This is a genomic window from Litchfieldella qijiaojingensis, assembly GCF_014651875.1.
GTDB classification, from domain to species: domain Bacteria; phylum Pseudomonadota; class Gammaproteobacteria; order Pseudomonadales; family Halomonadaceae; genus Litchfieldella; species Litchfieldella qijiaojingensis.
In genome coordinates this window covers 1-12,415 of sequence record NZ_BMXS01000025.1, presented here as the reverse complement: position 1 = coordinate 12,415, position 12,415 = coordinate 1, and the positions used below count along the sequence as shown (strand labels likewise).

Below are 12,415 nucleotides of genomic sequence, written 5' to 3'. Positions count from 1 at the left end.
TGGGGCGAGGATACTTGGGAAGCGCTGAATAAATCGACGAGCGGAGTGAAGCGCAAGGCGCCCGGAGCACAGGAACCGGAGCATATGGGGTATATGTGAGGCTTCCGAGCACCGCGTAACGCAGCGATTCGCCCGCGCAGGCAATTATTCAGTGTTTCCCTAGAGTAGGTTCTTGTAGAGGCGTCCAGCTTTCATGATCATCAGCAGTTGCTCATTTGGCTGTGTCAGGGCATTGATGTCATCCAGCGGGTTGTCCTTCAGCACGAGCAGGTCGCTGCGAGCCCCCGGGATGACCTCACCGAAGTCACCTTTATACCCATAGGCATCCGCGGCGTTGCAGGTGGCGGAGCGAATCAGTTCCGCGGCCGGTACGACGTCCTTGCGCAGGTGGAACTCGTTGAGCTGATGGCGCTGCATGCGCCCGAGCAGATCGGAACCGTAAAGCATCTTCACACCGTGGCGATGGGCCATCTCCAGCGCTCTGCCACCGGCATCCAGTACGTCAAAAACCTTTTGCTGCAGGTGAGCCGCCATTCCGGCCTCGACGCCTTCCTTCGCTAGCGCATCGTAGGTCGACAGTGTCGGCGTGAGATAGGCGTCGTGCTCCAGGAAAAGCCGACAGCTCTCTTCATCCATCAGATTGCCGTGCTCGATGGTCCTGACGCCTCGGGGAATCAGCCGGTTGATGGCACGCGCGGTATAGGCGTGCGCCATGGTATGGATATTGGCGGCGGTGGCCTCCTCGACGATGGCATCGATCTCTTCGATGGAGAATTGCGTGCTATCGATACGATCGGTCGGTGAAGAAACGCCCCCCGAGGCCATGATCTTGATCTGAGTGGCCCCTTTGCGAATTTCATCGCGTGCGGCGCGGCGAACTTCACTGACACCGTCGCACACGCGTCCGAGCCCAGCACAACAGAAGCAGCCCTCGAAGGTTTGCTGCCCCGGACCGCGCATGTCGGCATGACCACCGGTCTGGGAGAGGGCATTACCTGCGTAGAGAATGCGCGGGCCGAGCAGGCTGTCTTCCTCCACAGCCTTGGCCAGGCCATAGTCGGCACCGCCAGCATCGCGAACGGTAGTGAAGCCGCGCATGAGCATGTTTTCGAGCAATTCGCTGGATTTGGCGCCGACATAGAACGGCGATAGCGTTTCCAGCAAAGCGAAATTGGGCGTAATGGCGGTGACGTGGACATGCGAATCCACCAGCCCGGGCATCAGGAAATGGCCTTTGAGGTCGATGGTTCTGTCGTCTTCACCAGTCAGCGGCGTGTCACTGATCTCGACGATACGTCCACCCTGAATGCGGACTTCCTGATCGGTCAGAATCTCGCCGCGTCGCGTGTCGACCACGTTGGCGTTGATGAGGCGTGTCGTTGTCATTGGCATTCCTTGAGTGACGGTTAGAACATGCGTTGGGGGAGGTAGAGCGATAGTGCCGGGATCAGCACGATCAACAGCAGGGCGATGATGTCCATGACGATGAACCAACTTACGCCCCTGAAGACTTCCGGCAGGGTCACGCTCTTGCCCAGCGCGCCCTTGATGACATACACGTTGAGCCCGATCGGTGGGGTGACCAGGCCGACTTCGAGCAGCTTGACGACGATGATGCCGAACCACACCAGATTGAGATCGGCGCCCTGTACCAAGGGAAGGATTAGCGGCAGGGTGAGCAGCAGCAGGCCGATGGAATCGATGAACATGCCGAGCACCAGGTAGATCAGCGTCACGGCAAGGATGATCCACCAGGTGTCGGTGCTGACATCGAGGATCAGCTCCGAGAAAGCGGCGGGTACGCCACTCATTGCCAGAAACCGGGTGAAGAACAGCGAGCCGATCAGGATGATGAAGATACTCGCGGTGCTGACGGAGGTGCGTACCAGGGCCTCCCTGATGGCTTCCATGGTGAGGGAGCGTCGGGTGAAGGCGATCACCGCGGCGATGGTGGTACCCACGGCACCGGCTTCGGTCGGCGAGAAGACGCCCAGGAAAATGCCACCGAGCACGGCTCCGATCAGTAGTGGCAACGGCCAGATATCCTTGAAGGCATCCCACTTCTCGTCCCAACTGGAGCGAACATCGGTATTGCCGGCCAGGCTCGGGTCGAGTCCGGTCCTGACCATGATCATGACGATATACAGCAGTGCCGAGAGCAGGCCGGGCAGGAAGCCAGCCATGAACAACTGGCCAACGGAAACCTGGGCGTAAACGCCATAGAGCACCAGCAGCACACTGGGTGGAATCAGCGAGCCCAGGGTGCCGGAAGCGGCCACCGTGCCGGTGGCCAGGCCCTTGTCGTAGTTGTGCTTGAGCATTTCAGGCACGGCGATGCGGGACATGGCCGCGGAAGTAGCCACGCTCGAGCCCGAGGCAGCGGCGAAAAAGGCCGATGCCATGACGCTGGACACCGCCAAGCCACCGGGCAGGCGCGCCAGATAGAGGCGCATGGCATGGAAGAGCCCCTGGGTCATGTTGGTGGTGGTGCACAGGTAGCCCATGAATAGAAACATGGGAGCGGCAGTCAGCTCCCAGGTGCCGGCGAAATCGAAGGGAGTGGCGGAGATCATGCCCCAGGCCACACGCATGGTGGTCATTTCGCTGATACCGAAGATGGATACCAGGCCCAAGGCAATGCCGATTGGTACACGCAGCGCGATCAGGGCCAGGGCAATGGCAATACCGGCCACGCCGATCTCGAGATGGCTCATGAAGGATTCCTACAGCGCTTGACGAAGGCGTAGTGCCTTGATCATGTTGGCGAAGATGGCGAGGCACATGGCAGCGAAGCCAATCGGTAGCGCCCAACGGCTTGGCCATAAGTAGAATGTGAAATTGGCCATGGCCGTTTCCATCCGTGAGGTGGCTTGCACGGCATCCAGGTAGCTCTGATGGCAGAGCATGCCGAAGTAGATCAGTCCGAGTGTGCCGGCAAACAGGTAGAGTGCGAGTTGCACTCCCACTGGGAAACGACCCACCAGTACGTCGACGCTGATATGCTCTTGCTTGAGTTCGACGTAGGCCAGTGGCAGAAAGACCACGGCAACCATGTAATAGAAGGACACGACTTCCAGGGTGCCGGGAAACGACTTGCCGAGGAGGTAACGTAAGGCGACATCCAATGTCACGTGCAGCGCCATCAATACCAGGAAAATGGTCGATAGCGTCAGGACTCCCTTGCTGAGCCATATGCTTAGGGTTTCCAGACAAGTATCGAGGCGCCCCGTCATGCTGGTTGCCTCCCCGTCTCGGATGAAGCGGTGAATCCCAGGTCGAGCAAGGTTTGCTTCCAGAACTCCAGCATGTCGCGATAAAGCTCGGGGTCATCGCGCCAGATGCTCTGTGCACCCATCCCACGCATCATGCACAGTGTGGCATTGAGCGCGACCCGTTTGTGGTGCGAGGTGTGTTCGGCACTGACAACCAATTGTTCCCAGATATGCTCCAGCGAGGCGTTGAACTTTGCCGCCAAGGGCTGAAGGACATCCATGATGGCGGTATCGGTGCGCGCCGTGGTGAGGTATTCCAGAGTGACCATGTACATGTCACCTTTGAAATGTTCGTGGAGTGCCTGAAGCAGAGTGTCGAAGTTCAGAGAACCTGATTTGACCTGCATGGCCATGTCGCGAACGCTATCGACTTCCTTGTTCAGCAGATCCTCCAAGGCGGCCTGCATCAGTGACTCCTTGGATGGGTAATGATGGACCAGCGCTCCCCGTGATACCCCTGCCTTCCTGGCGACATCGACCGTCGAGGTGGCGCGAATGCCTTTTTCCAGAATGCATTCGAGTGTCGCCTTCATGATCCGGGACTGGGTTTGCCGGGACCGATCCTCTTGCTTCTGGCGCTTTGTCATGGTGGCTTCTCTTCGTCAAGCGGGGTCGCACTTGTCGACCCCTGATATACCGGTAGGTATCAATAAATACCGTAGTCAGCCGGCAGCTTATCGAAGATTTCACGGCTCGCCAGTTCGGCCAGCGCTTCCTCATCCTCGCGGTCGACACTACCGACGAGCTCTTCCCATTTCGCGTAAGTCGCCAGGAAGTCATCGATCAGCGATTCCGCGTCTGCGATCCCGTACTTATCGCGAGCGGTGTCATATACGTTTCCCAGGGCACGTTCGCGGAAGTCTTCCACCGAGGCCATCAGGTCTGCACCAGGCTCGTAGACGTTATTGCCCTTGGCGATGGCTTCTTCGAGCGCGGCATCCGCAGTACCCAGGTACTGCACGATCATGCGCGTCATCGCCTTGGCGGTAGCCTCCTTGAAAACGTCTCGGTGTTCATCGCTGAGGCTGGCCCAGAACTCTGGATTGAAGCCCCACTGTGGGCCTGACCAGTACATGCCGGTCGGTAGCAGGGTGGTGTGCTCGGCCACTTCCCAGAGTGAACGATCGATCAAGTCGTTGGCGGCGTTCGATGCACAGTCGAGTGAGCCACGATCGAGGCCGCTGTACATCTCGCTGGAAGGTACGTTGACCGGGATACCGCCGGCTTCCTCGACCCATGCGGAAACCGTGGAGCCCGCGGTACGGATACGCTTGCCGCGCAATTCATCGAGCGTGCGCACCGGTTCGCGGCAAAACAGCACGTAGGGCGGGGTGTTATAGGCCCCTAGATAGACGATACCCAACTCTTCCCATTCTTCGAGTTGAGTAGGGTTGTTGAGGCTGAAGTCGGTTACGGCAAGGATGCCGATGAGCGGGTCATCGAAATTGAAGCCCAGTTCCTGGATCGCGTTGGCAACCGGCATCTCGGAGGGGGTATACACGGCGGCATGGTGTGCGACCTGTGCGATATTGTCCTGAATCCCCTGTAGGCTGGCGCGAGGAGCCAGCAGGACGGTGCCCGTATAGACCTCGGGTTGCAATTCGCCGTTGGACAGTTCCTTCACCGTTTCCGCCCACTCGATATAGCCGTAGCGGGAATGGGGGTGTTGCTGATCGTAGAAGGAATTGGCAATGAACGAAGTGGAGGCCATTGCTGACGTCGTTATGGCAGGGATCGCTAAGGCGGCGATGGCCAGCGTCAGCTTGTTAGAGTGGAAGGTCATGTAGTTCTCCAGTCCGTGACGGTCGGCAATTTGTTGCTATTGTGGTACCAGTCATCTGGTCAGCGTGGTGCTCGGGTGACGACCACGCTCGGTTCAGCCTAGACTCGGCTTAACAAAAAAAACAAGCAGGTCTGTTTGTTTTTATGGGGAAACTTAACACGAAAGGCTCTAATGGCATGATGCAAGAGGAAAAATCGACGCGACTGGATCTTCCTGGAACCTGGAGAGGCATTCGCATGATGCTGCCGCTGGCAGCGTTTACCGTGGCTTTTGGGGTGGCCTTTGGGGTCGCAGCAACGCACCGCGGATTGGCTGACTGGGAAGCGATGCTGATGAGTGTGTTCATGTTCGCCGCTCCCTCGCAGTTCGCGGCCCTCGAGCTATGGCAGTCGCCACTGCCGTTGCTGGCTCTGGCGGCCACCACCCTGACGATCCATACCCGTCATGTGTTGATGAGTGCGGCTTTGTACCCTTGGTTATACCCGCTGCCACGCCGGCAGCAGTTCGCTACGGTGGGATTCTTGACTGACTCCAGTTGGGCCATGGCGCTCGGTGAGTATCAGCGTGGCGAGCGTAACGTAGGGGTTCTACTGGGCGGTGGCATAGCGCTGTGGTCGGCATGGGTAGTCGGGACGGCGATTGGCCTTGAATTCGGTGGCGGTATCACTGCACCGGAACGCTTCGGACTCGACGTGATCATGATGTGTTTTCTGCTGGTGATCATCGTTGGCTCAAGCCCGCGTGCGGCGATGTGCTTGCCTTGGGCCGCTGCAGCGGTCAGTGCCTTGCTCGCTTACTGGTGGTTGCCTGCTTACCTGCATGTCGTGGTCGGTGCCTTGACGGGTGGGCTGGTTGCGGTTCTTGCTTCGGGCAAAGAACGGCAAGAGGTGGGGCAGTGAGTTGGCTGGCGGCAAGCCAATCGCTGTTGGCGATTGCGATCATGGTGGCGATCACGACTTTGTCTCGAGCGGGCGGGTTGGTGATCATGTCGAGGGTGCCGATTGGGCCTCGCGTCAGGCGTTTCGTCAATGCCATGTCGAGTTCGGTGCTGATTGCCGTGATTACCCCAATGATCGTGCATGGTGACGGTGGAACTCGACTGGCTGCCGTGGCTGCTGGTGGCACGGCGTTATGGCTCAGGAACCCCTTGCTGGGAATCGCATCCGGCATATGTAGTGCCAGTCTATGGCGCTGGCTCGTGTGAGTTTCATATGAACATAGTCGACCGATATGGCGGTCTTGGTCATCGATCATATCCCGATTGGGGTATATCGGTGCTGGGGTGTCTTGCCTAGGCTGAAAGCGATTTCCGTTCAGCAAACAACAAGCGAGGCGATCATGTCAGTTTCCATTGATTCCCAACGGCTGTGGGACAGCCTGATGGCCATGGCCGAGATCGGCCCCACCGAGAACGGCGGCAGTTGCCGTCTGGCGCTGACCGAGGAAGACGCTGCCGGTCGACGGTTATTGATCGAATGGTGCGAAGCGATCGGTTGCACGGTGAGGGTGGACCGAGTCGGCAACCTGTTCATTCGCCGTGCCGGGGAATGTGATGACCTGGACCCGGTGGCTACCGGCAGTCATCTGGATACGCAGCCCAAGGGCGGGCGTTTCGACGGCGTGCTCGGTGTGCTGGCCGGACTCGAGGTGTTCCGAACCCTGCATGACCAGGGCATTGTCACCGAGAGGCCCCTGGAACTGGTGGTATGGACCAACGAGGAGGGCTGTCGCTTCGCTCCCGCCATGGTCGCCTCGGGCACCTATGCCGGCGAGTTCAGTGTCGAATCGACCTTGGCCCGCAAGGATCGCGATGGCGTAACCCTGGGCGAAGCACTCGACGCCACCGGCTTCGCGGGTCCGGTGCCGGTGGGCGAACCGCGCCTGGCCAGTTTCTTCGAGTTGCACATCGAACAGGGCCCAGTGCTGGAAGAAGAGGGCGAGAGCCTAGGGGTCGTGACCGGCGTGCAAGGAATGCGCTGGTTCGACGTGACCTTCACCGGCCAATCCGCCCATGCCGGGCCGACCCCGATGCGTTATCGCCACGATGCGCTTGCCGCCGCGGCGCGTCTGATCGACCGCCTGCAGGCCCATGCGTTGGCCGATGAGAGTGGCGACACCAAGGTCACCTGCGGTTGTCTGGATATCGAGGCGGCATCACGCAACGTGATCCCCGGCGAGGTGCGCCTCACCGTCGACTTGCGCCATGTGGTGGAAGCCGAGCTGGATGCCCTGGAAGCCGTTTTCGAGTACGAGCTGGCCGTTGCCGGTGAGGCCTTCGGCGTAGCGGTCCATAGCGAGCGGATCTGGAAATCGCCGGTGGTGCATTTCAACACCGGCTGCATCGAGTCGCTGGAAACCGCCGTTCGGGCCCAAGGGGTGCCCTATCGCCGGATGATGAGCGGCGCCGGCCACGACTCTGTGTACGTTTCGCGGGTGGCGCCGACCGCGATGATCTTCATCCCCTGTCGCGATGGCATCAGCCACAATGAGGCCGAATATGCCACACCCGAGCACTGTGCGCTGGGCTGCCAGGTGTTGCTGGAAGCCATGCTCGAGAAAGCTGGAATGGCCACGGCATGATGCTCTCATGACCGCTAGGTTCTGTCCGAAAACTGTCTGCGCTTGCCCATGCGGCGTTAAAAATCATCTCAAAATGCTCATTTACATCCCCGTAAACTCGCACGCGAGCCCGGTCCGTTTCTCGATGATTTTTGCCTTGCCTGGACTTCGCTCGCCGACTTTTCAGACAGAACCTAAACTACGGAGATGACCAGGGAGCAAGGCATCGTCCAAGGAAGGTGTTCCTCTGCCGATAAAAAATGGAGGCTGCGGTTATGGCACAGGCAAACTGGCGGCTTGAAGGTCGATGGATCAAGAATTGCAACTGCGCATTTGGTTGTCCCTGCGATTTCAATGCTCCCCCGACCCATGGGGAATGTTGGGGGTTTCTGGGCATGCAGATCGACAACGGGTTTTTCGAGGATGTCCGCCTGGACGGTCTGGGATTCTTTGTCGTCGTGCATTTCCCGGGGCCGCTTCACGAAGGCAACGGCGAGGCTCAGCCGCTCATCGATGAACGGGCCAGCCCGGAACAGCGCGAGGCATTGTTCGCCATCATGTCGGGGGAGCACTCGGACGAAGGCACGCTGTTCCACATCTTCAGCCTGATCGTGACCAAGATGCACGATCCCATATTCACCCCGATCTCGGTCGAATTCGACCAGGAAGCGCGGACGGCCCGTCTCGACATTCCCGGTGTGCTCGAAAGCGATGTGGAGCCGATCAAGAACCCGGTAACCGGCGAGCCGCATCGGATACGTGTCGTGATGCCCGAAGGGTTCGAGCATCTTGAAGGCGAGGTCGCCGCGGCGAATATCCAGAGTAGCGGAGCGATCGCCTTCACTACCACCGGGTCGCACAGTACGCTGGCGCATGTGGTGCAGACACCGCAAGGGGTGGCGGCGTAGTGCGGTGAAGTCGGCGCTCTAGCGATGAGCACTTCGACGATGGAAAGCGTACTGCGGCGCGACCGGCTGCTGGTGATTACCGGGCTGAGCGTCGTCATTGCCTTGTGCTGGGGCTATCTGCTCGTGGAGGCCGCGTCCATGGCGAGGGTGGGCACCATGCTGATGCCCATGAGCCTTGCACCCTGGACGTTGGCCGAAGCGGGTCTGATGCTGGTTATGTGGGTGGTGATGATGGCAGCGATGATGTTGCCTAGTGCCGCGCCGATGATCCTGTTGCACGTCACCATATCACGCCGGTGTCGGGCGCGTGGACAGGGAGCCTTGACCTCGGGCATCTTCGCTTCGGGATATCTCGTGATCTGGGTGCTGTTCAGCGTGCTGGCGGTTGCGTTGCAGTACGCGTTGGAGCGCGTCGCGCTGCTCTCGCCGATGATGACGATGACCAGCCTGATTGCGGCTGGCGTGGTGTTGATCGGAGCGGGAATCTACCAGTGGACGCCGTTGAAATACGCTTGCCTTCGGCACTGCCGCTCGCCTCTGGACTTCATGCTGACGCAGTGGCGCAAGGGAGCGGGAGGTGCCTTCATGATGGGCCTGCGGCACGGCATGTACTGTGTCGGCTGCTGCTGGGTGCTGATGCTGCTGCTGTTCGTCGGCGGCGTCATGAACCTGGTCTGGATCGCCGGCCTGGCGCTTTGGGTGTTGGTCGAAAAATTGGCCCCTGCAGGGCATTGGCTGGGACGCGGTTTGGGCGTGGTGCTGGTTGGCTGGGGAGGTGCCACCCTGTGGGTGGCGCTCCCCTGGTGAGACCCAGAGGCTCTATGGCTGACAGATCACGCAGTTGCGACCGTCACTCTTGGCCTGGTAAAGGTGCCGATCCGCGGTTTCCAGCAACTGGTCGGGGGTGGCGCCTTGCTTGTTTGGCGTCGCGCTGGCTACGCCGATGCTCAGGCTGATGCAATCGTGTGTGTCGGAAAAGGCGTGGGGTATTGCCAGATCCAGAACGGCTGCGTGGATTCTACGTGCCACGGCTAGTGCGCCATGGAGGTCGGTATCGGACAAAACACAGACGAATTCTTCGCCGCCGTAACGCGCCACCAGATCGGAAGCCCGAGATACTGTCTGAGTGAGGGCTCGGGCCACATCGCGCAGACAATCGTCTCCCATGACGTGACCGTAGTTGTCGTTGAAGGCCTTGAAGTTATCGATGTCCATGAACAGGATCGACAGTTCTTGACCCGAGCGTTTGGCGCGGCGCCACTCCTCGGAGAGAAAGGCATCGAAACGGCGCCGGTTGGCGATGCCCGTCAGCCCATCGATGGTGGATATCTGGTGCAAGTGGTCACGTTGGTTCAGGCCTCGCTGGAAGGCATTCAACAGATCGTCCAGACCTTCCACCAGATGGCCCAGTTCATCGTTGGCATGGTGTTTGAGTCGGGGCTTTGGCCAGTTTCCCGGCCGTTGTGGGTCGACCTCCGAGATGGCCGCATGCACCTTGAGCAACGGACGTGTTATCAGGAAATAGAACGCCATCACGACCAGGGCGGCAATCGCAAGGGCTTTCACCACACTTAGCGTGAAGATGAGCAGGCCCCGTTCAAGGAAGGAGCGACCAAGACTGTCGAGTGCTAGCGTCAGCTCGATTTCCCCCACTGGCTCGGGAGGTATGCCGCTGCCCATCTCATACTCGAGAATGCCAGCATAGTGGATGATGTCTCCGAATAACGCGCTCGAGAACCAGCCGGCCCCGGTGTCACGCTGCAGTTCGCGCCGGGCCATGGTGCGGCCGAAATCATCGCGCAGCTCTACCCGCTTCACGTCACCGCCTTCGAACAGACCATTCGCCACTTGCTGCGCCAGGTCCGGATTGAGCTGAAAGGCTGCTTCGGCCGCGGTACCGTCCACCAACTCGAGCAGCTTTCGAGTCTGCACCTGCACTTCTTCTCGCATGATGCGCACGTCTGTCGTCAGCTCGGCCATGCCGGCGAGAATGCTCAGCAGCACGGCGATGATCAGGGTCAACACTGCCTGTTTGGCGGTAATGCCTCGCCAGCGTGAGATACCCTTGCGCCGGCCCGTCGGAACGAAATCGCTCATGGCTCCCGCTCCCACTGCCTCAGCACACGCTCGCGAATGCGCTCGTAATGGCCTTCGCTACGTAGCGTATCCAGCGATGTCTGAAGACGCGTCAATATGGTTTCAGGCACTGAGAGGTGGCAGGCCAGGTACATTTCCGCTTGGTTGAAAGTGAATAGTCGTTCTATCGATACCCCGGCCTCGGCGGCGATATGACGGGCAACCGTTTCACTGCTGACCCAGACGTCGATCAGACCGGCCTCCAGGCGTGAGATATTCTCCCGGTCGGCGGCGGTGACCAATATCGGCACACCACTATTCTCGACGAAACGACCCACGGCATCCCCCCGGAAGCTGCCGACGCGCAGGTTTTCCAGTTCGCTTAGACGGCTTGCCTGGATATCGATGTCGGTCAAGGCAAAGGCGGCCCAGTCGGTCACGACAAGTGGTCCGACCCACTGAAAAAGGGATTCGCGCTCCGGTGTTCGGGCCGTGGAAAAAACGCAGTGGTGCTCACGAAGCTGCGCTTCGGTATAGGCCCTTGCCCACGGCAAGAGACGAAAGGTGGCCGAGAGGTTTGCCTCGTCCAATGTCGCTTCGAGGAGGCGCGTGGAAAAGCCGTCGATATTGCCGGCCGAGTTGACGAAATTGAATGGCGGGTACTCTTCCGTATTGAAGATCAGTGTCCCTGCTTGGGAGAAAGGGGATAGCAGAAGCAGGGGGATGACCATTAACGGTGCCAGTCGTTGACCGATCCTAACCGTCTTTTTCTTCATCGATGCTCCGAGATGACTTCGATGACACCCTGCTCACGCAGTCTGTCCAGAGCCGCCTGCATGGCGTCAACCAAACGGTCCTCCGTGTCCCGGTGCAGTGCGAAGTATAGATACGATTCACTCAAGGTATATATGGACTCGAAATCGTCATTATTCAGCCCGTTTTCCTCCATGAGCCAGAAGGCGACGTCTTCGCTGTAGGCCCATAAATCGACCCGGCCTCGGTTGAGCATTTTCATGGCGCTGACATTGGATATCGCACTAAGAATCTTTTCTTGATCAACACCCGATTCGAGCAGGCGTTGGGCGCCGATATCTTCGCGAATGACCGCCACTTGATAGTTCGACCGGTTGAGGTCTTCGATGGAAGCAATGTCGATATTTCGGTCCCGGCGTGCGAGCAACGTCACCCGGTCCCGGACAATGGGGCCTACCCACTTGAACAGTGTCTCGCGTGATGTCGTGCGTGTGGTGGAAAACAGCACCGTGTTGGGCTCTTTAAGGGCCGTATCGTATCCCCGAGCCCAAGGCAGGATGCGAATGTCATCATGGCTCAGGTCGGAGTCGGTTGCTTCGAATATGGCGGTCAGTACATCAACGGAAATGCCTTGCACTTCCCCATTTCTCTTGAAGTTATAGGGAGGATATTCTTCCGTAATATAGGTTAGGCCGTTCAAATCTGCGGATGCGGTCGTTGCGACCAGCAGGCAGCATGCGAGCCATGAAGACTTTTTCATTCCCTTTCCCGCCCAAGCTTATTAGTTATAGTTGATATATATAGAGAGCCACACTCTCAGCTTGGCCTCCTTTTTGATGAGTACCGTTTCAACATAAATCAGGGCTTTCCTGCTGTCATCCCTGAAATTCAGTATCGAATGAGATAGTGGCGGGTGTGACATACTTGTGACGAAAATCCTTGGCCGCAGAAACTGAGTGCAACACCTGACCATTCCGGTAAGGTGTTGCCTCCATGGCCTATTCAGAACTCAGCATCGAAGAACGCGCCACGATCCAGGTCAGCCATGCGCAAGGCATGAGCAT

The 12,415-nt window shown here is 58.9% G+C and carries 13 protein-coding genes; 5 read left to right on the top strand and 8 right to left on the bottom strand.

Features of this window, described 5'->3' with window-relative positions; all coding sequences use genetic code 11:
• Positions 1-159: 159 nt before the first annotated feature.
• The 5 genes from IE093_RS18555 to IE093_RS18535 are packed head-to-tail and all read right to left on the bottom strand — an operon-like array spanning position 160 to position 5,055.
• Positions 160-1,386, bottom strand: a complete 1,227-nt coding sequence (locus tag IE093_RS18555) for a metal-dependent hydrolase family protein (RefSeq protein WP_189471813.1) — start codon at positions 1,384-1,386, stop codon at positions 160-162.
• Positions 1,387-1,406: 20 nt separating this feature from the next.
• Positions 1,407-2,714 (bottom strand): TRAP transporter large permease, encoded by a 1,308-nt coding sequence (locus tag IE093_RS18550; protein WP_189471811.1) that lies wholly within the window; start codon positions 2,712-2,714, stop codon positions 1,407-1,409.
• 9 nt (positions 2,715-2,723) lie between these two features.
• Positions 2,724-3,233 carry a TRAP transporter small permease gene (locus tag IE093_RS18545; RefSeq protein WP_189471809.1) on the bottom strand — a complete coding sequence of 170 codons (510 nt, stop codon included), beginning with the start codon at positions 3,231-3,233 and terminating at the stop codon, positions 2,724-2,726.
• Positions 3,230-3,859: a TetR/AcrR family transcriptional regulator gene (locus IE093_RS18540; protein WP_189471807.1), complete on the bottom strand. Its 630-nt coding sequence runs from the start codon at positions 3,857-3,859 to the stop codon at positions 3,230-3,232. Before IE093_RS18540 ends, IE093_RS18545 begins: the two co-directional genes overlap by 4 nt.
• Positions 3,860-3,918: 59 nt before the next feature.
• The gene (locus IE093_RS18535; protein WP_189471805.1) at positions 3,919-5,055 is read right to left on the bottom strand and encodes a C4-dicarboxylate TRAP transporter substrate-binding protein; all 1,137 of its coding nucleotides are present in this window, start codon (positions 5,053-5,055) and stop codon (positions 3,919-3,921) included.
• Positions 5,056-5,291: 236 nt separating this feature from the next.
• Here IE093_RS18535 and IE093_RS18530 point away from each other — a divergent pair, with 236 nt between their 5' ends.
• The 5 genes from IE093_RS18530 (at position 5,292) to IE093_RS18510 (ending at position 9,329) form a co-directional block, all read left to right on the top strand.
• The gene (locus tag IE093_RS18530; RefSeq protein ID WP_189471803.1) at positions 5,292-5,954 is read left to right on the top strand and encodes an AzlC family ABC transporter permease; all 663 of its coding nucleotides are present in this window, start codon (positions 5,292-5,294) and stop codon (positions 5,952-5,954) included.
• Entirely contained in the window at positions 5,951-6,259 is a 309-nt protein-coding gene (locus IE093_RS18525) for an AzlD family protein (protein ID WP_229803736.1), read from the top strand. The genes IE093_RS18530 and IE093_RS18525 overlap by 4 nt, the downstream gene beginning before the upstream one ends.
• A gap of 134 nt (positions 6,260-6,393) precedes the next feature.
• Positions 6,394-7,635, top strand: coding sequence for a M20 family metallo-hydrolase (locus tag IE093_RS18520; protein ID WP_189471801.1), 1,242 nt, complete (start codon positions 6,394-6,396; stop codon positions 7,633-7,635).
• Between the two features lie 239 nt (positions 7,636-7,874).
• On the top strand, positions 7,875-8,522 hold the full coding sequence (locus IE093_RS18515; protein ID WP_308427214.1) for a DUF1326 domain-containing protein: 648 nt from the start codon (positions 7,875-7,877) through the stop codon (positions 8,520-8,522).
• Positions 8,523-8,546: 24 nt separating this feature from the next.
• A complete protein-coding gene (locus IE093_RS18510; RefSeq protein WP_189471797.1) occupies positions 8,547-9,329 on the top strand; it encodes a DUF2182 domain-containing protein in 783 nt (260 codons plus the stop codon).
• Positions 9,330-9,341: 12 nt separating this feature from the next.
• Here IE093_RS18510 and IE093_RS18505 read toward each other — a convergent pair whose 3' ends face one another.
• The 3 genes from IE093_RS18505 to IE093_RS18495 are packed head-to-tail and all read right to left on the bottom strand — an operon-like array spanning position 9,342 to position 12,111.
• On the bottom strand, positions 9,342-10,619 hold the full coding sequence (locus tag IE093_RS18505; protein WP_189471796.1) for a GGDEF domain-containing protein: 1,278 nt from the start codon (positions 10,617-10,619) through the stop codon (positions 9,342-9,344).
• On the bottom strand, positions 10,616-11,374 hold the full coding sequence (locus tag IE093_RS18500; protein WP_229803734.1) for a substrate-binding periplasmic protein: 759 nt from the start codon (positions 11,372-11,374) through the stop codon (positions 10,616-10,618). The genes IE093_RS18505 and IE093_RS18500 overlap by 4 nt, the downstream gene beginning before the upstream one ends.
• The gene (locus IE093_RS18495) at positions 11,371-12,111 is read right to left on the bottom strand and encodes a substrate-binding periplasmic protein (RefSeq protein ID WP_189471794.1); all 741 of its coding nucleotides are present in this window, start codon (positions 12,109-12,111) and stop codon (positions 11,371-11,373) included. The genes IE093_RS18500 and IE093_RS18495 overlap by 4 nt, the downstream gene beginning before the upstream one ends.
• Between the last annotated feature and the right edge of the window lie 304 nt (positions 12,112-12,415).

Coding starts and splice junctions, on each gene's coding strand:
- IE093_RS18555 (WP_189471813.1), bottom strand. CDS start 1,386: ATGACAACGACACGCCTCATCAACGCCAACGTGGTCGACACGCGACGC.
- IE093_RS18550 (WP_189471811.1), bottom strand. CDS start 2,714: ATGAGCCATCTCGAGATCGGCGTGGCCGGTATTGCCATTGCCCTGGCC.
- IE093_RS18545 (WP_189471809.1), bottom strand. CDS start 3,233: ATGACGGGGCGCCTCGATACTTGTCTGGAAACCCTAAGCATATGGCTC.
- IE093_RS18540 (WP_189471807.1), bottom strand. CDS start 3,859: ATGACAAAGCGCCAGAAGCAAGAGGATCGGTCCCGGCAAACCCAGTCC.
- IE093_RS18535 (WP_189471805.1), bottom strand. CDS start 5,055: ATGACCTTCCACTCTAACAAGCTGACGCTGGCCATCGCCGCCTTAGCG.
- IE093_RS18530 (WP_189471803.1), top strand. CDS start 5,292: ATGATGCTGCCGCTGGCAGCGTTTACCGTGGCTTTTGGGGTGGCCTTT.
- IE093_RS18520 (WP_189471801.1), top strand. CDS start 6,394: ATGTCAGTTTCCATTGATTCCCAACGGCTGTGGGACAGCCTGATGGCC.
- IE093_RS18515 (WP_308427214.1), top strand. CDS start 7,875: ATGGAGGCTGCGGTTATGGCACAGGCAAACTGGCGGCTTGAAGGTCGA.
- IE093_RS18510 (WP_189471797.1), top strand. CDS start 8,547: ATGAGCACTTCGACGATGGAAAGCGTACTGCGGCGCGACCGGCTGCTG.
- IE093_RS18505 (WP_189471796.1), bottom strand. CDS start 10,619: ATGAGCGATTTCGTTCCGACGGGCCGGCGCAAGGGTATCTCACGCTGG.
- IE093_RS18500 (WP_229803734.1), bottom strand. CDS start 11,374: ATGAAGAAAAAGACGGTTAGGATCGGTCAACGACTGGCACCGTTAATG.
- IE093_RS18495 (WP_189471794.1), bottom strand. CDS start 12,111: ATGAAAAAGTCTTCATGGCTCGCATGCTGCCTGCTGGTCGCAACGACC.